This is a genomic window from Embleya sp. NBC_00896 (assembly GCF_045207785.1).
Classification (GTDB): domain Bacteria; phylum Actinomycetota; class Actinomycetes; order Streptomycetales; family Streptomycetaceae; genus Embleya.
On the sequence record NZ_CP108776.1, the window covers coordinates 6063506 to 6082523 of the forward strand.

Here is a 19018-nt window from a genome sequence, read left to right on the forward strand (position 1 = left end):
GGCTCAGCCTCCGATCGCGGACATCGGCCGGTCCGGTCGGACGAATTCGGGGGTGCCGATGCCGTGGCCGGCGCCCTTGCCCAGCAGGGCGATCCGCCAGGCCGCCGCGATCGCCGCGTCGTCCGCGTCGGAGCGCAGCAGCGCGCGCAGGTCGGACTCGTCGCGGGCGAACAGGCAGGTGCGCAACTGCCCGTCGGCGGTGAGCCGGACCCGATCGCACGCGCCGCAGAACGGCCGGGTCACGCTCGCGATCACGCCGACGGTCGCGGCCGTGCCGTCGACGTACCACTCCTCGGCGGGCGCCGACGCGCCCTCGCGCGGCACGGGCACCAGGGTGAATCGCGCGGCCAGGCGCGCCAGCACCTCGTCGGCGGTGACCATCAGGTCGCGATCCCACGCGCCCTGCGCGTCCAGCGGCATCTGCTCGATGAAGCGCAGCCGGTAGCCGTGCTCGATCGCCCATTCGAGCATCGGCACGATCTCGTCGTCGTTGACCCCGCGCACCGGCACCGCGTTGATCTTGACCGGCGCGAGCCCGGCGGCGTGCGCCGCGCGCAGGCCCTCGAACACGTCCTCGATCCGGTCGCGGCGGGTCAGCAGCGCGAACCGCTCCGGCCGCAGCGTGTCGAGGCTGACGTTGACCCGGCGAAGGCCCGCGGCGCGGAGCGCGGGGGCCAGTCTCGCGAGCCGGATCCCGTTCGTGGTGAGCGACAGCTCGGGCGCGCGGTCCAGGCCCGCCAGGTCCGCGATCAACGCGGTCAGGTCCGGCCGCAGCAGCGGCTCGCCGCCGGTCAGCCGGACCGTCCGGATCCCGAGGTGGTCCACCGCGATCCGGACCAGGCGGGTGGTCTCCGCGCGCGAGAGCAGGTCGTCGGCGGGCAGCCACGGCAGGCCCTCCGCGGGCATGCAGTAGGTGCAGCGCAGATTGCACCGGTCGGTCAGGGACACACGCAGATCGGTGTGCACCCGACCGAACCGGTCGGTGAGCGGGATCGGGATGGGGTGGGACATGCCCGTCAGTAGAGCCGTCCGCGCCGCGTACGGTCCACGGGCGGAACGTACGAGAGCCGTGGGCGCGGGTCGCGCGGGTCATGGTGGCATCGTCCGAACGCACGCCCCGTGCCGGAGCCGCGTGGAGGCGCGCTGGGCCGGGCGGAGCAGGGTGGAGCAGGGCGGGCCGCTTCGCGGCCGGCCCTCAGCTCACGGTCACCGTGGTCGGATCGGGCTCGGTGCCGCCCAGTCGTTGGCCCAGGCGGGCGGCGATCTCCTGCATCCTCGCGGTCATCCAGCCCTCCTCCATCGCCCGGATCCGGCCCTCGGGCCCGGACACCGACAGGGCGGTCGCGGTCGGCGCGCCCGGCACCACGACGGCGACGCAGCGCACGCCCAGCTCCTGCTCCTGGTCGTCGATCGCGTAGCCCTGCGCCTTGATCACCGGGAACTGCGCGAGCAGCGCGGCCGGGTCGGTGAGGGTGTGCTCGGTGTGCGCGGCGAGCGGGCGGCCACCGAGCACGCGCGCGGCGTCGGCCTCGGGCAGCTGGGCGAGCAGGACCTTGCCGACGGCGGTGCAGTGCGGCTGGACGCGCCGGCCGACCTCGGTGAACATCCGCATCGAGTGCCGGCTGGGCACCTGGCCGACGTACACCACCTCGCCGGCCTCCAGGACCGCGAGATTCGCGGTCTCGCCGGTGGCCTCCATGAGTTCGGCCAGGTACGGTCGCGCCCAACTGCCGAGCAGCCGACCGGCGGTCTCACCGAGTCGGATCAGGCGCGGGCCGAGCGTGTAGCGCCGGGACGCGTCCTGGCGCAGATAACCGAGTGCCACCAACGTGCGTACGAGACGGTGGATTGTGGGCATGGGCAATCCGGAACGCGCGGCGAGTTCGCTGAGCGTCAGGACCCCGCCGGCGTCGGCGAGCAGCTCGAGGAGGTCGAACGCGCGCTCCAAGGACTGGACGCCGCCGCTCGTGGGGTTGCTACCTGAGTCGAGTGCGGCCACCGCACGATCCTCTCGTTGGGTTCGACGGCGTCGGCTTCCACGGCCGGCGCAGCCTCGTTCGGTCCCGTGTCCGGAATATTTGTTCAACAAGTTGTTGAACTTCCGTTTCCCGGAAACTAATGTCCACTCTACAAAAGCCCGGACGGGCTGAACGTCGACGGCGAAGGAGGGTCACATGAGTGCACCGGCCATTGTGGTGAAGCACAGCACGGCGACCGGCGGCTCCGTGCCGCGGGCGGACGAGGTGCTCACCACCGAGGCACTGCGCTTCGTGGCCAGTCTGCAGCGGAGGTTCGGCGGTCGTCGCAACGCCCTGCTGAACCGTCGCCAGGCTCGCCGTGCGGAGATCGCCCGCACGGGCAGGCTCGACTTCCTTCCCGAGACCGCGGACGTGCGGGCCGGCGACTGGCGGGTCGCCGAGGCGCCGCCCGCGCTGCGGGACCGGCGGGTCGAGATCACCGGCCCGGCGGATCGCAAGATGACGATCAACGCGCTCAACTCGGGCGCGAAGGTCTGGCTGGCGGACTTCGAGGACGCTTCGGCGCCCACGTGGCAAAACGTCGTCGCGCACCAGCTCAACCTGATCGACGCGTACGACCGACGGATCGACTTCGCCACCGCCGAGGGCAAGACGTACAAGCTGCGCCCGGACGAGGAACTGGCCACCGTCGTGATGCGCCCGCGCGGGTGGCACCTGGACGAGCGGCACATCCTGGTCGACGGGGTGCCGGCGGCCGGTGCGCTGGTGGACTTCGGGCTGTACTTCTTCCACAACGCGGCACGGCTGCTCGATCGTGGTCTCGGCCCGTACTTCTATCTGCCGAAGATCGAGAGCCACCTCGAGGCGCAGCTGTGGAACGACGTGTTCCGGCACGCGCAGGACCTGCTCGACATCCCGCGCGGGACGATCCGGGCGACGGTCCTGATCGAGACGGTCACGGCCGCGTTCGAGATGGACGAGATCCTGTACGAGCTGCGCGAGCACGCGTCCGGCCTGAACGCGGGCCGCTGGGACTACCTGTTCAGCATCGTCAAGAACTTCCGCGACGCGGGCGACGCGTTCGTGCTGCCGGACCGGAACGCGGTCACGATGACCGCGCCGTTCATGCGGGCGTACACCGAACTCCTGGTACGCACGTGTCACCGGCGCGGCGCGCACGCCATAGGCGGGATGGCCGCGGTCATCCCGTCCCGACGCGACGCGGCGGCCAACGCGGCGGCGCTCGCGAAGGTCCGCGACGACAAGGACCGCGAGGCGGGCGACGGCTTCGACGGTTCGTGGGTGGCCCACCCGGACCTGGTCCCGGTCTGCCGCGAGGCGTTCGACGCGGTGCTAGGCGATCGGCCCAACCAGCTCGATCGCACGCGTGAGGACGTCGAGGTGACGGCGGATCAGCTCCTGGACGTCGCGTCCGCGGGCGGCTCGCCGACCGGCGCGGGTCTGCACGGCGCGGTCGGCGTCGGGCTGCGCTACATCGAGGCGTGGCTGCGCGGCTACGGCGCGGTCGGCGTGTTCGGCCTGATGGAGGACGTCGCGACGGCCGAGATCTCACGCTCCCAAGTGTGGCAGTGGATCAACAACGGCGTCGTGCTCGCGGATACCGGCGAGAAGGTGACCGCGGACCTGGTCCGCCGCCTGGTCGTCGAGGAACTGGGGGCACTGCGCGAGGAGTTGGGCGACAACGGCTTCGAGTCCGGCCGTTGGACGGACGCGCGCGACCTGTTCCTGAAGGTCGCCCTCGCCGACGAGTTCGTCGACTTCCTCACCCTGCCGGGATACGAACTCCTCGACTGAGTCGAGCCGTTCGCACATCCCCCACATACGCGGAACGGCCGGGCCCACCCCGGCGGTCGTGGGGCGCGTCCAATCGGGCGGGCCCGGTCGTTCCGCACATTCTCGCAGCGCGCGGAAAGCCTCGCGGTACACCTCGCGGTACGTCGCAAGCCTCGAACAGGAGACACCACATGGCACGCATGTTCCTCAACGGCCAGGCGATGGAGGGTGGCCCGTTCCACCACCACCTGAAGGGCGCGCCGCTGGTCGCTCGGACCCGCACGGCCCCGGGGCACCGCTTCTTCTCGATCGGCGACCGCTGCCCGGGCCTGCTGCCCGATCCGTCGAGCGAGATACGGATCGAGGGCGAGGTGTACGAGGTCCCCGACGAGGTGCTGCGCGACAACCTGCTGCCGACCGAGCCGCCGGAGCTGGAGTTCGGCATCATCAAGCTGGAGGACGGCTCGGCCTGCTTCTCGATGATCCTGCGCCGCGGCGAGCTGGAGTCGGGCCGGCACAAGGAGATCACCGAGTTCGGCGGTTGGCGCGCCTACCTCAAGACGCTGGGCCGCGAGGCGTAGCCGCCCCCGATGTGCCGCGGGCGGGTCCGACGAGGTGTCGGGCCCGCCCTTCGGGTTCCCGGGCAGCGGGTCCGAATCCGGGACAATCGCGGCCCCTATGATCACGTCATGACTGCCGCGAACCCGACCCTGGCCGCCCTGCTCGACGGCCCCGACGCCGAGCCCGCCGACCTTCTCGCCGCGATCGTCGAGTCCGGTGTGGTCATCCCGATCGACGACACCGAGTCGGTGGTCTTCATCCGCGGCCAGGACGGCCTGCCGTGGCTGCCCGCCTTCGTCGACGAGGCCACGTGCGCCCGCGACGTCCCGCACGCGCAGCCGTACCTGTGCGACGCGCCGCGCCTGCTCGACATCGCGGCGCGGACCGGCGTCCGGACCCTGACGGTGGCCTCGGCCACGCAGTGCGCGACGGTACCGATGGCCCTGATCGCCAAGGCGTCATCGACCCTCGACCGACCGCTCCCGCCGGACGGCACGGACTAGGGCGTGTCCGACCGGGTGCCACGCGTCGCGTTCGCTGCCGTGTCGGATCTGCGTTCGGCGTCCGGCATCCGGTTTGCAGGATTTCCGGCCTGGTGGCGCCCGCGCTGGCCCGGCTGCGCCGCGAACACCCGGGCGTACAGGTCGATCTCAAGCTGGTCGACCCCGAGGACCCGCTGCCGGAGGTGAAGCAGGGCCGCGCCGATCTGGCCATCGTGGTCCGGCCGCGCGACCCGATCCGCGAGGGCGTCCGGCTCGTGCACCTGCTGGACGATCCGTACCGTGCGGTGCTGCCCAAGGGCCACCGGCTCGCCGCGAAGCGGGTGCTCGACCTGACCGACCTCGCCGACGAACCGTGGGTGGGCAGCCACGGACCACCGGGCCCGTGCCTGGACGCCGTCCTCGACGCGTGTGCCGCCGCCGGCTTCACCCCGAACTTCGTGGTGGAGACCGAGGACTACGCCACGGCACAGGGCTTCGTCGCCGCCGGCCTCGGCATCGGCCTGATCCCGAGCCTGGGCCTGGGACTCGGCCTGGGCCAGGGAACCCCACACCCCGCCGTCGCCGTCCGCAAGGTCCGCAACCCGGAACCCTCCCGCGCCATCTTCGCCGCCCTCCGGGAACCCTCCCTCACCCAACCCGCCCTACGCAGCCTCCTCGACGCGCTACGCGACGCGGCGACTCGCTGACGCGGCGGGGCGATCCACGGCGGACCGGCGCGGAGCGCGCCGTCACGCGATCGGATTCCCAAGCGGACCCGGTCACGTGACGGCGCGTCGGACAGTGTTCGGGCAGGGCTACTTGTTGCGCAGGCGGGATGCCGCTCGGCTTACGTTGCGGGCGATTCGGTCTTCGTCGACTCGGGACAGGTGGCCCTGTTCGACGACCTCGCGGCCGTCGACGAGGAGCAGGGTCAGCGGGGCCGCCGCGCCGAGGACCAGGGCTGCGACCGGGTCGGCGATGCCCGCGTGCAGGACGCCGTCCACCCGCCACATCGCCAGGTCGGCGAGCTTGCCCGGTTCGAGCGAGCCGATCTCGCGCTCGCGGCCCAGCACCTTCGCGCCGCCCATCGTGCCCAGGCGCAGCGACTGGCGGGCCGTCATCGCCGCCGGGCCGCCGCGCAGGCGGGCGATCAGCAGCGCGTTGCGCAGTTCCGTACCCAGCTCGCCCGACTCGTTCGAGGCGGTGCCGTCGACGCCCAAGCCCACCGGGACGCCCGCGGCCACCATGTCCGGCACACGCGCGATGCCCGCCGCGAGCCGCGCGTTGGAGGACGGGCAGTGCGCGACACCCGTACCCGTGGCCGCGAACTTCGCGATGTCCGAGTCGCTCATGTGCACGCAGTGCGCCATCCAGACGTCGTCGCCCAGCCAGCCCAGGCTCTCCATGTAGTCGGTGGGCCCCATGCCGAACTTCTCGTGGCAGAAGGCTTCCTCCTCCACCGTCTCCGAGCCGTGGGTGTGCAGCCGGACACCCTTCGCGCGCGCCAACTCGGCCGCACCGCGCAGCAGTTCGGGCGACACCGAGAACGGCGAGCAGGGCGCCGCGGTGACCCGCACCATGGAGTCGAAGGACGCGTCGTGCCAGCGGTCGATCGCCTCGGCGGTCGCGGCCAGCGCCGCGTCGGTGTCCTCGACGCACGCGTCCGGCGGCAGTCCGCCCTGCGACCGGCCCAGGTCCATCGAGCCGCGGGTCGGCTGGAAGCGCATCCCCAACTCGGCCAGCGCGCGGATCTCCGCGCCCAGGATGTCGCCGCCGTCCTTGGGGAACACGTACGCGTGGTCGGTCGAGGTGGTACAGCCCGAGCGCAGCAGCGCCGCCGCCGAACCCTGGGCCGCGGCGTAACACATCTCGTCGTCGATCCTGGCCCAGGTGGGGTACAGCGTCACGAGCCAGTCGAAGAGGTTGCACTCCTGCGCGAGGCCGCGCGTGATCCACTGGTAGAAGTGGTGGTGCGTGTTGACCAGACCCGGTGTGACCAGGTGGCCCGTCCCGTCGATCCGACGGGCGACGTGCTCGAGCCCGGCCGGGGCCGCCCCGGCGCCGACCGATTCGATGCGGTTGCCCGCGACGACTACGTGGCCGAAGTCGTACTCGGTGTCCCGCGCGTCGACGGTCGCGATCGCGCAGTTCTCGATGACGATGCGCCCGGAATCGGCTGAGGTATCAACTGCTGAGCTATCAACTGACATGGCAGTCCCTTTGCGGCAGCGGTCCAACGTACGAACGTACCGCCGTCTGGTCCTGCGCGAGGGCCCCGGAGGCGGGACGGCGGATCGAGAATCCTCCGGGGGTGTGCGCCGTTCGTCAGCACATGACGAAAGGCGTCAGTCCACGGGAATCAGTGGAGTGACACCCTCACGGTGCACCGTGCCCTCGATCAAACCGTACGGCCGATCGGCGGCGTAGTACACCTCCTTGTCATTCTTGATGCCGATCTGCTCCATGTCGACCAGGAAGTTGTGCTTGTTCGGCAGCGACAGCCGAACCTCGTCCACCTCGTGGCGATTCGTCAGTACCCGGTTCGCCATCGCGTACAGGGTCTGCTGGAGCGAGTAGGAGTAGGTCTCGGAGAACGCCTCCAACAGGTGCCGGCGCACCTGGGCGTACGAGCGCTCCCAATTCGGCTCGGCGCCCTCGTCGCTCGCGTCGAAGCCGAACCGCCAGCGGGCGGTGACCTGGGTGGCGAGGATCCGGTCGTACGCCTCCGGGAGTGTGGTGTACCGGTCCTTGATGTAGCCCCAGAACTCGGACGACGTCGTGTTCATCACGACCAGGTCCTTGAGTCCGGAGATCACCTGCACGCGGCCGTGCTCCCAGACGATCTCGCTGGTCCGGGTCTCGCCACCGTCCCGGACGAACGAGTGCTGGATCTCGTCCGCGCCGACGAACCGGTTGCGCGATTCGGCGGCGGTGATCCGGTTCCAGGGGTATTCCTCGATTCGGATCCGGGCCCGGGTGATCGAGGGCTGCGACTCGACGAAGTGCCGGGCCAGGCGCACCCCGTAGGCCTCGGCCGAGTCGATGCCGTGCTCCTGCGCGAAGGCGAACACGGTGTTCTTCATCGTGTCCGTCGGCAGGACGTTCTCGTTGCCGCCGGTGATGTGGGTGTCGGAGAGGTCCCCCGACAGTGCGACGCTGACGTTGAGGTCCTTGACCTCGTGCCGTTCGGTGTCGCGGCGGACCCGGACGACGCGGGTCTCCGCCTTTCCGTACTGGTTCTGGCCGAGCACCATCGGCATGCCTGTCAGCTCCCTCGATAAACGGAGTATCCGTACGGGTTGAGCAAGAGCGGTACGTGGTAATGCGTGCCGGGGTCCGCGGTGAAGACCACCTGGACCTCCGGGAAGAACGGCGTCTCGCCGCGGGCGCGGCGGTACGCGGCGATGTCGAAGACGAGGCGTACGTCGACCGGGCCGGCGTCCGGCCCGTCGCCGAGCGGCGGCAGGTCGGGGCAGCGGCCGTCGGCGTTCGTCGCGGACGCGCCGAGGACGGTCCACGTCCCGTCGGCCTCGCGCCGGGACAACTCGACCGGGACATCCGTCGCCGGCCGGCCCTCGCTCGTGTCGAGGATGTGGGTGGAGATCACGCGGAGATCAGCCCTTCGAGGCGCAGGCGGTTGATCTTCCGCAACTCCTCACGGGTGACCTCCCACTCGGTCGCCGGGTCGTTGTCGAGTCGGTCGTGCAGTTCGGCGAGCATCTCCACCGCGCTGCGACCGCTCGCGCAGATCAGGAAGACCCGTCCGAACCGGTTCTCGTACGCGATGTTCCCGGCCCGCAGGTCGGCCAACACGACGTCACCCGCGTGGTGGACCCCCGACTGTTCGCGCGCCGACTGCGGGTCGTCGTGACGCGGGCGGCCGATCACGGCGTGGCCGTCGATGGCCTCCTGGAGATCGTCGGCGGTCAGGGCCGCGATCGCCTCGTCGGAGTTCGTGTAGAGCTTGTCCGGGTCGCCGTAGGGACGGGCGGCGACCACCGCGCCGATCCAGGCGCGACTCGCGCAGACCTCACCGAGCAGTCGGATCGCCTCGTCGGCGGACGCATCGTTGAGCCTGTCGAGTCCTGGCGCTGATGACATGTCAGGACCTCCTCGCTCGGAGGGCGCACCCATCCAGAGGTAAACGCCGCACCCGAGCGGGTACCCCGATGCGGCGATGCCCGGAACGCTAAGCGCTCCGAATCGCCGGCGTCAACAGTTTGTTGAAGTCGATCAACGCAACGAACGACAGCCGACCTTCCGGAAACGCACCAAGGCGACGGATGGCCCACCGGTTCCGCGTGACGCCCTGTGCCGACGTCCGCGCATCCGGGTCAGGGGCGGGATTCGCGGTTGAGGTAGTTGTAGACGGTGAAGCGGCTTACGCCCAGGGCGGCGGCGACGGTTTCGACGCCGTGGCGGATGGTGAAGGCGCCGCGTTGCTCCAGGGTGCGGACGACGCGTTGTTTGTCTTCGCGGTCCAGGTCGGCCAGCGGGCCGTAGGTGCGTTCGGCGTCGCCCAGGAGGCGGTCCAGGGCGGTGCCCAGGCCGGGGAGGCGGACGGCGACGACCGGTTCGCCCTCCCACTCCAGGGTGACGTCGTCGGGCTCGGTCCGGTCGACGGGGACGAACGTCGCGCCCATCGCGGCCACGAGTGGTTTGATCGCCGCGGCCAGGGGGTGTTCGGCGGGGCTCATGTGGCGGTTCCCGGGGTGTCGAGGCCGGTCTCGGCGCCCGCCTCGCGGTCGGCCGGGGGCTCCGGCACGGTCGTGACCTGGACCGAGATCCGGGACGCGCCGACGCCGAGCGCGCCGCGGAAGACTCGGTCCAATGCCGTCAGCACGGTCTCCGCCTCGCCCTCCGCGGTCGTGCCGAACGGGCCGACCTCGACGTCGAGGCCCGCTTCGTCGATGACCCGCCGCGCCTCCAGGGCGTGGGGCGGTACGCCGTCCAGGTCGAACGGCTCTGTCGAGAATTCCATCCGCAATCGCACGCCCGAACCCTAGCGCCCGGCCCCGAGCCCGCGCCCGGTCGCCGACCCCGGTCGCCACGGCTCGCCGGCGCCGGGCCCTAGCCGGCAGCGCCGACGCCGGTCAGACTGCCGTCATCCTCGGCCCTTGACAAACTGTTGAAGCGACGTGGCATGATTCCGGTGAGCAGAATCTTACTTCCGCATTGTGGAACCGACGTGGAAGAGGTGGTCACGTGAGCGCTGACGCTCTGCGCTTCGACATCAATCTCTCGATCCTCTTCACCGAACTGCCGCTCCTCGAACGACCGGCCGCCGCCGCCGCGGCCGGCTTCACGGGGATCGAGCTTTGGTGGCCCTTCGAGGGCCCGACGCCCGCCGACTCCGAACTGGACGCGCTCGCCCGAGCGATTCGGGACGCCGGTGTCGACCTGGTCGGCCTCAACTTCGACGCCGGCCACATGCCCGGCGGCGACCGCGGCCTGTTGTCCAGGCCGAGCGAGTCGGCGCGCTTTCGCGCCAACATCGACGTCGCGACGGGCTTCGCCGAGAGCCTGGGCTGCCGCGCGCTGAACGCGCTGTACGGCAACCGGGAGGACGGCGTGGACCCGCGCGCCCAGGACGAACTCGCGCTGGAGAACCTGGCGGCGGCCGCTGCCGCCGCCGACCGGATCGGCGCGATCGTGCTGATCGAGGCGCTCAACACGCCCGAGAACCCGCGCTATCCGCTGGTGACCGCGGCCGGTGCCGTGGCCGTCGCGGACAAGGTCAACGCCGAGACCGGCCTCGGCAACGCGACCTTCCTGTGCGACCTGTACCACCTCGCCCGCAACGGCGAGGACCTGCCCGCCGTGATCGACACGTACGCCGACAGGTTCGGCCACGTGCAGATCGCCGACACCCCCGGACGGGGGCAACCCGGTACCGGCGAGCTGGACTTCGAAGACCTGTTCCGCCGACTCGTCGCCGCCGGTTACACCGGGCGCGTCGGTCTCGAGTACAAGCCCGTCGGCGCGAGCGCGGACAGCTTCGGCTGGCTCCCGCGCGCGCTGCGTGGCACCAAGGGAGGGGCCGGATGACCGGCGCAGTCACCGTCAAGAAGATCGGCTTCATCGGCCTCGGCATCATGGGCGGGCCGATGGCCGCGCACCTGGTCGCGGCCGGCCACGAGGTCACCGGGTTCAACCTGGAACGCGCCGCCGTCGACCGGCTGATCGCGGCCGGCGGCAAGGGCGCCGAGAGTGTCCACGAGGCCGTGCGCGACGCGGACGTCGTGATCACGATGGTCCCGGCCGACCCGCACGTCGAGAAGGTCATGTACGGCGACGGCGGCGTGCTGGGCAGCGTCAAGCCCGGCACGCTCGTGATCGACATGAGCTCGATCAAGCCCAGCACGTCGATCGCGGTCGCCCAGGCCGGCGCCGAGCACAAGCTGCGCGTCCTGGACGCGCCGGTGAGCGGTGGCGAGGCCGGCGCGATCGAGGCGGTGCTGTCGATCATGGTCGGCGGCGAGGCGGCCGACTTCGCCGCCGCGCTGCCGCTGTTCGAGGCGCTGGGCAAGACGATCGTGCACGTCGGCCCGCACGGCGCCGGCCAGACCGTCAAGGCCGCGAACCAGCTGATCGTCGCGGGCAACATCCAACTCGTCGCCGAGGCACTGCTGTTCCTGGAGCGCGCGGGCGTGGACACCGAGGCGGGCCTGACGGTCCTCGCCGGCGGTCTCGCCGGCAGCACGGTCATGGACCGCAAGGGCCGGGTCATGCGCGACCGCGACTTCAAGCCCGGGTTCCGGATCGACCTGCACCACAAGGACATGGGCATCGTCACCGAGTCGGCCCGCGAGTTCGACCTCGTGCTGCCGCTCGCCGGCCTCACCGCCCAGCTGGTCGCGTCGCTGCGGGCCCAGGGCGGCGGCGGTCTCGACCACTCCGGCCTGCTGCTCGGCCTCGAACGGCTCAACGGCGGCCCCCAGGACAGTAGTTCGAAGCAGGGAGACAACTGATGGCACCCCGTCGAGTTCCGGTCATGAACGCCGTCGTGGAGGTGCTCAGGTCCGAAGGCGTCGACACCGCGTTCGGCTGCCCCGGCGCGGCGATCCTCCCGCTGTACCAGGCCATGGAGGACGTCGGCGGCATCGAGCACCTGATCGTCCGTCACGAAGAGGGCGCGACCCACATGGCCGACGGCTGGGCGCGCACGAACGGCGGTGTCGGCGTCGCGATCGGCACGTCCGGTCCGGCCGGCACCAACATGATCACCGGCCTGTACACCGCCCTCGCCGACTCGATCCCGATCGTCTGCGTCACCGGCCAGGCCGTCTCCAGCAAGCTGCACCAGGAGGCGTTCCAGGCGGTCGACATCGTCGAGATCTCCAAGCCGGTGACCAAGTGGTCCGTGCAGGTCAAGGAGGCCGCGCAGGCCCCCTGGATCTTCCGTGAGGCGTTCCGCCTGGCCCGCTCGGGCCGGCCCGGCCCGGTCCTGATCGACCTGCCGCTGGACGTCCAGAAGCAGGAGATCTGGTGGGACTCCGAGGTGGACGCCCCGCTGCCGGTCAACGAGGTGTTCCCGCACCAGCCGCGGGTGGACGCGGCCCTGGAGCTGCTGCTGGCCGCCGAGCGCCCGCTGCTGCTCTCCGGCGGCGGCGTGATCATCGGCGAGGCGCACGAGGAACTCGTCGAACTCGCCGAACTGCTCCAGATCCCGGTGCAGGTCACCCTCATGGGCAAGGGCTCGATCGACGAGAACCACGCGCTGTACAGCGGCATGACCGGCGTGCAGACCTCGCAGCGCTACGGCAACGCGTCGTTCCTGGAGTCCGACCTGGTGCTCGCGCTCGGCGCGCGCTTCGGCGACCGGCACACCGGCACGCTCGACGTGTACCGCGGCACCCGCAAGTTCATCCACGTGGACATCGAGCCGACCCAGATCGGCAAGGTCTTCGAGCCGGACCTGGGCATCGTCTCGGACACCCGGCACTTCCTCCAGGCGATCCTGGCCACCGCGAAGGCCCGCGGCATCCGCCGCGAGGCGGGCGAGTGGGTCGCGCGGATCCAGGAGCTGCGCGCGACGCTGACCCGGCGCGAGGACTTCGACACCGTGCCGATCAAGGCGCCGCGCGTGTACAAGGAGATCAACGAGGTCTTCGACGCGGACACCTACTTCGTCACCGCGATCGGCCTCTACCAGATCTGGGGCGGCCAGCACCAGAAGGCGTACAAGCCCCGCCACTACCAGGTCTGCGGCCAGGCCGGCCCGCTCGGCTGGGAGATCCCGGCGGCCATCGGGGTCAAGAAGGCGCTCAAGCACAGCGACCCGAACGCCGAGGTGGTCGGCATCGTCGGCGACTACGGCTTCCAATACCTGGTCGAGGAACTCGCGGTCGCGGCGCAGTACAACGTGCCGTTCGTGATCATCATGATCAACAACGAGTACCTGGGCCTGATCCGCCAGGCGTCGATCCCGTACGACATGAACTTCCAGGTGGACATCCACTACGACGAGTTCGGTACGGACAACGTCAAACTGATGGAGGCGTACGGCTGCTCGGGCAAGCGTGTCGTCGAGCCCGACGACATCCGGTCCACGCTCGAATGGGCCCGCAAGGAGGCGCAGCGCACGTCGCGGCCCGTCCTCGTGGAGATCATGATCGAGCGCGAGGCCAACACGCCGCACGGGCCCGCGATCGACGCGGTCAAGGAGTTCGAGCCGGTCCCGGTGCCGTAGCCGGCGGGCCGTGCGAACCGCGCCCGCACAGACCGGAGCGGGGCGTGCCGGGTCATCCGGACCGTCTCCCAGGGCCTGCCCCGCTCCCACGATCCCGCCCGGTGACGCTGATCCCATCCCTGGTGTCGCGCCCGCGTCACCGGGCGGCTTCCACCCCTGTCGGTCTCCCCGAGATCGGCATCCACGTAGTTGACTGTGCCTCGGCACGGTGCTCGATCGGCGGGCCCGGTACCGCCGAAGCTCCGCCCACGCCCCTTGGACCGAAGGAGAACGCGCATGGGACCAGTGGTCGTCCTGGCCCCCGACAAGTTCAAGGGGACCCTGACCGCCGTGGAGGCCGCGGCCCGGATCGGTGCCGGGATCCGGCGCGTGTTCCCGGACGCGGACGTGCGCGTGCTGCCGATCGCCGACGGCGGCGAGGGCACCGTGGACGCGGCGGTGGCGGCCGGTTTCGCGCGGATTCCGGCCCGGGTCACGGGCCCGACCGGTCGGCCCGTGGACGCGGCGCTCGCGGTGCGCGGGCACACCGCCGTGGTCGAACTGGCCGAGGCGTCCGGGCTCGCGCTGCTGCCGGAGGGGCCGGCGCCGCTGACGGCCGACACCACCGGGGTGGGCGAACTGATCGCCCGCGCGCTCGAACTGGGCTGCACCCGGATCGTGCTCGGGCTCGGCGGCAGCGCGTCCACGGACGGCGGCTCGGGGATGGCCCGGGCGCTGGGCGTGCGGCTGCTCGACGCGGCGGGGCACGACCTGCCGCGGGGCGGGGCCGCGCTGAACCGGCTCGACCGGATCGAACCGGGCGACCTGGCGGCGCGCCTGGCCGGTGTCGAGGTGGTGATCGCGTCCGACGTGGACAACCCGCTGCTCGGCCCGAAGGGGGCCGCGGAGGTGTACGGGCCGCAGAAGGGCGCGACGCACGACGACGTGCGCGTGCTCGACGCGGCACTCGCGCGCTGGGCCGAGGTGGTCGCGCCGGACGTCGCCGACGTACCGGGTGCGGGCGCGGCCGGGGGCGCCGGGTTCGGCGCGCTCGCGCTGCTCGGGGCGACCATCCGGCCCGGCATCGGACTTCTGCTGGAACTCCTCGGTTTCGACGAACTGCTGGACGGCGCGCGGCTCGTGGTGACGGGAGAGGGCAGCCTGGACCGACAGACCCTGCACGGCAAAGCGCCCGCGGGGGTGGCGGCGGCCGCCCGGGAACGGGGTGTACCCGTGGCGGTGGTGTGCGGCCGCGTCGAGCTGAGCGGGGTTCAGCTCGACGCGGCCGGCATCGTGGCGGCATACGCGCTGGAGGACCTCGGTGCGGACAGCATGACCCGCGCGGGCGAACTCGCCGAGGTCGCGGGGGAGCGGTTGGCCCGGGACCTGCTCACCGGAGACTCGGAGGACGCATCGTGACCCATGCCCCCACGCTCGTGCTGCGCTCGCGCCGGGTGTTCACGCCGGACGGGGAGCGCCCCGCCGACGTGGTCCTGGCCGGCGACCGGATCGCGGACGTGCTGCCCTACGGGAGCGCCGCCGGCGTGCCCGTCGAGGACCTGGGCGAACTCGCCCTGCTGCCCGGCCTGGTGGACACCCACGTTCACATCAACGAGCCCGGCCGCACCGCGTGGGAGGGCTTCACCAGCGCGACCCGAGCGGCCGCCGCGGGCGGCGTCACGACGCTGATCGACATGCCGCTGAACTCGATCCCGGCGACCGTGACGGTGGACGCGTTGCGGGCCAAGCAGGAGGTCGCGCGCGGGCGGGTGTACGTGGACGTGGGCTTCTGGGGCGGCGCGATCCCGGGCAACACCGGCGACCTGGAGCCGATGCACCGGGCCGGCGTGTACGGGTTCAAGAGCTTCCTGGCGCCGTCCGGCATCGACGAGTTCCCGCACGTGGACGCGACCGAACTGGAGCGGGCACTGACCGAACAGGCCCGGATCGGCGCCCTGGCGATCATTCACGCCGAGGCGCCGAACGTCCTGGACGCCGCGCCGCAGCAGGCCGGGCGGGTGTACGCGGACTTCCTCGCGTCCCGCCCGGACGCGGCCGAGACGGTCGCGGTCGAGCAGCTCCTGGACACCGCCAAGCGCACCGGCGCGCGCGTGCACGTCCTGCACGTGTCCTCGGCCGAGGTGCTGCCGCTGCTCGACGCCGCGCGCGCGGACGGGATCGCGGTGACCGCGGAGACCTGCCCGCACTACCTGACGCTGGTGGCCGAGGGCGTGCCGGAGGGCGACACGGCGTTCAAGTGTTGTCCGCCGATCCGCTCCGAGGACAACCGCGACCGGCTGTGGCGCGGCATCGAGGCGGGCTCCTTCGCCGCCGTGGTGTCCGACCACTCGCCGTGTACCGCGGACCTCAAGCGGCTGGACGTCGGCGACTTCGCGGCCGCGTGGGGCGGCATCGCCTCGCTGCAACTGGGCCTGTCCACCGTCTGGACCGAGGCCCGCGCCCGCGGATTCGCGCTCGCCGACGTGGTCGCGCTGATGTCGGCCGGCCCGGCGCGGCTGGTCGGCCTGGCCCGCAAGGGCGCGATCGCGCCCGGATACGACGCCGACCTGGTCGCGTTCGACCCGGACGCGGTGTTCACCGTGGACCCGACGGGGCTGCACCACCGCAACCCGGTCACCCCGTACGCCGGCCGCGCGCTCACCGGCGAGGTCCGCACGACCTGGCTCGCGGGCGCGCCCGTGGACGTGCACGGCAGCCCGCGCGGGCGCCTGCTCGACCGGACGGAGACCGCCTAGTGCTCACCGCCCGCATGCGCCGCCGACGCGGCCACGGCCCCCCTTCCCGTCCTTGTCGCTGAGTCGTCGCCGATTCCCGCTCACCACAAGGAGATCCACGCATGACCACCGATTTCACCGAATACGTCAACCTCGCCGCTCGCGCCCTCGGCGCGGGTGTGGTCGCGGCCAACGACGAGTGGTTCGCCGAGAAGGAGAACCTGCTCAAGGCCGAGGCGCCGACCTTCGCGCCGCACACGTTCGGCCCCAAGGGCCAGATCATGGACGGCTGGGAGACCCGCCGGCGGCGCGGCGACTCCGCCGAGCGGCCGCACCCCGAACCGGACGCGCACGACTGGGCGATCGTCCGACTCGGCGTGCCCGGCGTGATCCGCGGCGTCGTGGTCGACACCGCGTTCTTCACCGGCAACTACCCGCCGACCGGCTCGGTCGAGGCCGCCTCCGTGCCCGGTGTCCCGTCGGTCGAGGAGTTGCTCGACCCGGCGGTCGAGTGGACCACGATCGTCGCGCGCACCGACCTCAAGGGCGACACGGCGCACCCGTTCGCGGTGTCGACCGAGCAGCGCTTCACGCACGTGCGGCTGAACATCTTCCCCGACGGCGGGGTCGCCCGCCTGCGCGTGTACGGCGAGGCCGTACCCGACCCGGCCTGGCTCGCGGGGCTCACCGTCGACCTCGCGGCGCAGGAGTACGGCGCGGTGGCCGAGGCCGCCAGCGACCGCTACTTCTCCTCGCCGCACAACCTGAACGCGCCCGGCCGCTCGCGGGTGATGGGCGAGGGCTGGGAGACCCGGCGGCGGCGCGACGACGGCAACGACTGGGTGCGGGTGCGCCTGGTCGGGCAGGCCGAGGTCCTGGCCGCCGAGATCGACATCGACAACTACCTGGGGAACGCGCCGGGTTGGGTCGCGCTGGTCGGCAGCGACGCGACGGCGGACCCGGACGCGTGGTTCGAACTCCTGCCGCGCACGCGGGTGCAGCCGGACACCCGGCACCGCTTCCGGCTCGCCGACGCACCGCCCGTCACGCACGTGCGGATCGAGGTCTTCCCGGACGGCGGGATCGCCCGCCTGCGGCTCCCGGGCCGGCTGACCGAGTCGGGCCTGACCGCCCTTCGAAACCGCTTCAACACCGCCGGATAGCCGAGTCGAGGAGCCGACGGGATCCGGCCGGATCCCGTCGCAGGCCTGGCCGGATTAGCTGACAGGGAGTCAACTCCGTTATGAGCAAGCCGATACTGACGACGGAGGCCGGTGCGCCGGTCTCCGACAACCAGAACAGCGCGGCGGCCGGGGCCGGCGGTCCGCTGCTGATCCAGGACCAGTACCTGATCGAGAAGCTGGCCCGGTTCAATCGCGAACGGATCCCGGAGCGCGTCGTGCACGCGCGCGGTTCGGGCGCGTACGGCGTGTTCGAGGTCACCGAGGACGTCACCCGTTACACACGGGCGCACTTCCTGGGCGCGGTGGGCCGTCGGACCGAGGTGTTCCAGCGCTTCTCCACGGTCGCGGGCAACCTCGGTGCCGGCGACGCGGTGCGCGACCCGCGCGGCTTCGCGCTGAAGTTCTACACCGAGGAGGGCAACTACGACCTCGTCGGCAACAACACCCCGGTGTTCTTCATCAAGGACCCGCTGAAGTTCCCGGACTTCATCCACTCGCAAAAGCGCGACCCGTACACGGGCGTCACCGAGCCCGAGAACGTGTGGGACTTCTGGTCGCACTCGCCCGAGGCGACGCACCAGATCACCTGGCTGTTCGGCGACCGCGGCATCCCCGCCTCCTACCGGCACATGAACGGCTTCGGCTCGCACACCTACCAGTGGGTCAACGCCGAGGGCGAGGTGTTCTGGGTCAAGTACCACTTCAGGACCAACCAGGGGGTGCGCTGCCTCACCGGCACCGAGGGCGCCGAACTCGCGGGCGAGGACCCGGATTCGCACCAGCGCGACCTGCACCAGGCGATCGATCGCGGGGTGTTCCCGTCGTGGACGCTGCACGTCCAGGTGATGCCCGCCGCGGAGGCGCCGCGCTACCGGTTCAACCCGTTCGACCTCACGAAGGTGTGGCCGCACGCGGACTACCCGCTGATCAAGGTCGGTCGGCTCACCCTCGACCGCAACCCGGAGAACGTCTTCGCCGACGTCGAGCAGGCCGCGTTCAGCCCGAACAACTTCGTGCCGGGGATCGGGCCGAGCCCCGACAAGATGCTCCAGGGACGGCTGTTCGCGTACGCCGACGCGCACCGCTACCGGCTGGGCGTCAACCACACGCAGCTCGCGGTGAACGCGCCCAAGGCGACGACGGCGAACAACCACGGCCGCGACGGCGCGATGTCGAGCAACGTCGGCGGGCGGGCCAGGAACTACGAGCCGAACAGCTTCGGCGGCCCGCTCCAGAGCGGCGAGCCGCTGTTCGCCCCGCTCGTGGTGAGTGGACACACCGGCACGCACGAGGCGCCGGCGCACCCGAAGGACGACGACTTCTTCCAGGCGGGCCGGTTGTACCGGCTGATGTCCGGCGAGGAGCGGGCGCGGCTGGTGGAGAACATCGCGGGCAGCCTGGGCCAGGTCACCCGCGACGACATCGTGGACCGCATGGTGCGGCACTTCCACGCCGCGGACCCGGAGTACGGGGACCGCGTGGCGAAGGCGGTCTCGGCGATCCGGGACGCCTGACAGCCGGGCCGCGCCGTCCGGGACGGCCCGAACTCGCCCGAGAACCTCCCGAAGCCCGATCGGGTCGGGGCCGGCGCGCGCTTCGACGTCCGCGGATG

The 19018-nt window shown here is 71.6% G+C and carries 18 protein-coding genes and 1 pseudogene; 11 read left to right on the top strand and 8 right to left on the bottom strand.

Annotated features, from left to right (window positions below; genetic code table 11):
• Positions 1-3 precede the first annotated feature (3 nt).
• Together moaA and OG928_RS27455 are read right to left on the bottom strand one after the other, a co-directional pair.
• Complete coding sequence (moaA, locus tag OG928_RS27450; protein WP_406288492.1) at positions 4-1011, bottom strand: GTP 3',8-cyclase MoaA; 1008 nt, start codon at positions 1009-1011, stop codon at positions 4-6.
• A 184-nt stretch (positions 1012-1195) separates the two neighbouring features.
• Positions 1196-1999: an IclR family transcriptional regulator gene (locus tag OG928_RS27455; protein ID WP_406288494.1), complete on the bottom strand. Its 804-nt coding sequence runs from the start codon at positions 1997-1999 to the stop codon at positions 1196-1198.
• Positions 2000-2174: 175 nt separating this feature from the next.
• Here OG928_RS27455 and aceB point away from each other — a divergent pair, with 175 nt between their 5' ends.
• The 4 genes and pseudogenes from aceB to OG928_RS27475 form a co-directional block, all read left to right on the top strand.
• Positions 2175-3794, top strand: coding sequence for a malate synthase A (aceB, locus tag OG928_RS27460; protein WP_406288497.1), 1620 nt, complete (start codon positions 2175-2177; stop codon positions 3792-3794).
• A gap of 170 nt (positions 3795-3964) precedes the next feature.
• Entirely contained in the window at positions 3965-4354 is a 390-nt protein-coding gene (locus tag OG928_RS27465) for a gamma-glutamylcyclotransferase (RefSeq protein ID WP_406288498.1), read from the top strand.
• A gap of 108 nt (positions 4355-4462) precedes the next feature.
• Positions 4463-4837, top strand: a complete 375-nt coding sequence (locus OG928_RS27470; RefSeq protein WP_406288500.1) for a hypothetical protein — start codon at positions 4463-4465, stop codon at positions 4835-4837.
• Positions 4834-5523, top strand: a pseudogene (locus OG928_RS27475) (LysR substrate-binding domain-containing protein); the annotation flags it as partial. The gene OG928_RS27470 and the pseudogene OG928_RS27475, both read left to right, overlap by 4 nt.
• 108 nt (positions 5524-5631) lie before the next feature.
• On the opposite strand, the gene OG928_RS27480 reads toward OG928_RS27475, so the two are convergent.
• The 6 genes from OG928_RS27480 to OG928_RS27505 form a co-directional block, all read right to left on the bottom strand.
• Positions 5632-7026, bottom strand: coding sequence for an 8-oxoguanine deaminase (locus tag OG928_RS27480; protein ID WP_406288503.1), 1395 nt, complete (start codon positions 7024-7026; stop codon positions 5632-5634).
• A 135-nt stretch (positions 7027-7161) separates the two neighbouring features.
• Entirely contained in the window at positions 7162-8076 is a 915-nt protein-coding gene (gene pucL, locus OG928_RS27485) for a factor-independent urate hydroxylase (RefSeq protein ID WP_406288506.1), read from the bottom strand.
• Positions 8077-8081: 5 nt separating this feature from the next.
• On the bottom strand, positions 8082-8423 hold the full coding sequence (gene uraH, locus OG928_RS27490) for a hydroxyisourate hydrolase (RefSeq protein WP_406288508.1): 342 nt from the start codon (positions 8421-8423) through the stop codon (positions 8082-8084).
• Positions 8420-8917 (bottom strand): 2-oxo-4-hydroxy-4-carboxy-5-ureidoimidazoline decarboxylase, encoded by a 498-nt coding sequence (gene uraD / locus OG928_RS27495; RefSeq protein ID WP_406288509.1) that lies wholly within the window; start codon positions 8915-8917, stop codon positions 8420-8422. Before uraD ends, uraH begins: the two co-directional genes overlap by 4 nt.
• A 233-nt stretch (positions 8918-9150) precedes the next feature.
• Entirely contained in the window at positions 9151-9513 is a 363-nt protein-coding gene (locus tag OG928_RS27500) for a helix-turn-helix domain-containing protein (protein WP_406288512.1), read from the bottom strand.
• Positions 9510-9797 (bottom strand): thiamine-binding protein, encoded by a 288-nt coding sequence (locus tag OG928_RS27505; RefSeq protein WP_406288515.1) that lies wholly within the window; start codon positions 9795-9797, stop codon positions 9510-9512. The genes OG928_RS27500 and OG928_RS27505 overlap by 4 nt, the downstream gene beginning before the upstream one ends.
• Before the next feature lie 224 nt (positions 9798-10021).
• Here OG928_RS27505 and OG928_RS27510 point away from each other — a divergent pair, with 224 nt between their 5' ends.
• From OG928_RS27510 to OG928_RS27540, 7 genes are all read left to right on the top strand, one after another.
• A complete protein-coding gene (locus OG928_RS27510; protein WP_406288517.1) occupies positions 10022-10864 on the top strand; it encodes a TIM barrel protein in 843 nt (280 codons plus the stop codon).
• Complete coding sequence (locus OG928_RS27515) at positions 10861-11787, top strand: 2-hydroxy-3-oxopropionate reductase (protein WP_406288519.1); 927 nt, start codon at positions 10861-10863, stop codon at positions 11785-11787. The genes OG928_RS27510 and OG928_RS27515 overlap by 4 nt, the downstream gene beginning before the upstream one ends.
• The gene (gene gcl / locus OG928_RS27520) at positions 11787-13508 is read left to right on the top strand and encodes a glyoxylate carboligase (RefSeq protein WP_406288522.1); all 1722 of its coding nucleotides are present in this window, start codon (positions 11787-11789) and stop codon (positions 13506-13508) included. Before OG928_RS27515 ends, gcl begins: the two co-directional genes overlap by 1 nt.
• 276 nt (positions 13509-13784) lie before the next feature.
• Positions 13785-14906, top strand: a complete 1122-nt coding sequence (locus tag OG928_RS27525) for a glycerate kinase (RefSeq protein ID WP_406288525.1) — start codon at positions 13785-13787, stop codon at positions 14904-14906.
• Positions 14903-16243 carry an allantoinase AllB gene (gene allB, locus OG928_RS27530; protein WP_406288527.1) on the top strand — a complete coding sequence of 447 codons (1341 nt, stop codon included), beginning with the start codon at positions 14903-14905 and terminating at the stop codon, positions 16241-16243. Before OG928_RS27525 ends, allB begins: the two co-directional genes overlap by 4 nt.
• Before the next feature lie 101 nt (positions 16244-16344).
• Entirely contained in the window at positions 16345-17385 is a 1041-nt protein-coding gene (alc, locus tag OG928_RS27535) for an allantoicase (RefSeq protein ID WP_406288529.1), read from the top strand.
• Positions 17386-17465: 80 nt separating this feature from the next.
• Positions 17466-18920 carry a catalase gene (locus tag OG928_RS27540; protein ID WP_406288531.1) on the top strand — a complete coding sequence of 485 codons (1455 nt, stop codon included), beginning with the start codon at positions 17466-17468 and terminating at the stop codon, positions 18918-18920.
• Positions 18921-19018: the final 98 nt, after the last annotated feature.

What these genes read in the sequence shown, in the direction of transcription:
- uraD (WP_406288509.1), bottom strand. Translation starts at nt 8,917, where the DNA reads ATGTCATCAGCGCCAGGACTCGACAGGCTCAACGATGCGTCCGCCGAC.
- pucL (WP_406288506.1), bottom strand. Translation starts at nt 8,076, where the DNA reads ATGCCGATGGTGCTCGGCCAGAACCAGTACGGAAAGGCGGAGACCCGC.
- moaA (WP_406288492.1), bottom strand. Translation starts at nt 1,011, where the DNA reads ATGTCCCACCCCATCCCGATCCCGCTCACCGACCGGTTCGGTCGGGTG.
- OG928_RS27505 (WP_406288515.1), bottom strand. Translation starts at nt 9,797, where the DNA reads ATGGAATTCTCGACAGAGCCGTTCGACCTGGACGGCGTACCGCCCCAC.
- OG928_RS27465 (WP_406288498.1), top strand. Translation starts at nt 3,965, where the DNA reads ATGGCACGCATGTTCCTCAACGGCCAGGCGATGGAGGGTGGCCCGTTC.
- alc (WP_406288529.1), top strand. Translation starts at nt 16,345, where the DNA reads ATGACCACCGATTTCACCGAATACGTCAACCTCGCCGCTCGCGCCCTC.
- OG928_RS27515 (WP_406288519.1), top strand. Translation starts at nt 10,861, where the DNA reads ATGACCGGCGCAGTCACCGTCAAGAAGATCGGCTTCATCGGCCTCGGC.
- OG928_RS27525 (WP_406288525.1), top strand. Translation starts at nt 13,785, where the DNA reads ATGGGACCAGTGGTCGTCCTGGCCCCCGACAAGTTCAAGGGGACCCTG.
- OG928_RS27540 (WP_406288531.1), top strand. Translation starts at nt 17,466, where the DNA reads ATGAGCAAGCCGATACTGACGACGGAGGCCGGTGCGCCGGTCTCCGAC.
- aceB (WP_406288497.1), top strand. Translation starts at nt 2,175, where the DNA reads ATGAGTGCACCGGCCATTGTGGTGAAGCACAGCACGGCGACCGGCGGC.
- OG928_RS27500 (WP_406288512.1), bottom strand. Translation starts at nt 9,513, where the DNA reads ATGAGCCCCGCCGAACACCCCCTGGCCGCGGCGATCAAACCACTCGTG.
- OG928_RS27480 (WP_406288503.1), bottom strand. Translation starts at nt 7,026, where the DNA reads ATGTCAGTTGATAGCTCAGCAGTTGATACCTCAGCCGATTCCGGGCGC.
- OG928_RS27470 (WP_406288500.1), top strand. Translation starts at nt 4,463, where the DNA reads ATGACTGCCGCGAACCCGACCCTGGCCGCCCTGCTCGACGGCCCCGAC.
- gcl (WP_406288522.1), top strand. Translation starts at nt 11,787, where the DNA reads ATGGCACCCCGTCGAGTTCCGGTCATGAACGCCGTCGTGGAGGTGCTC.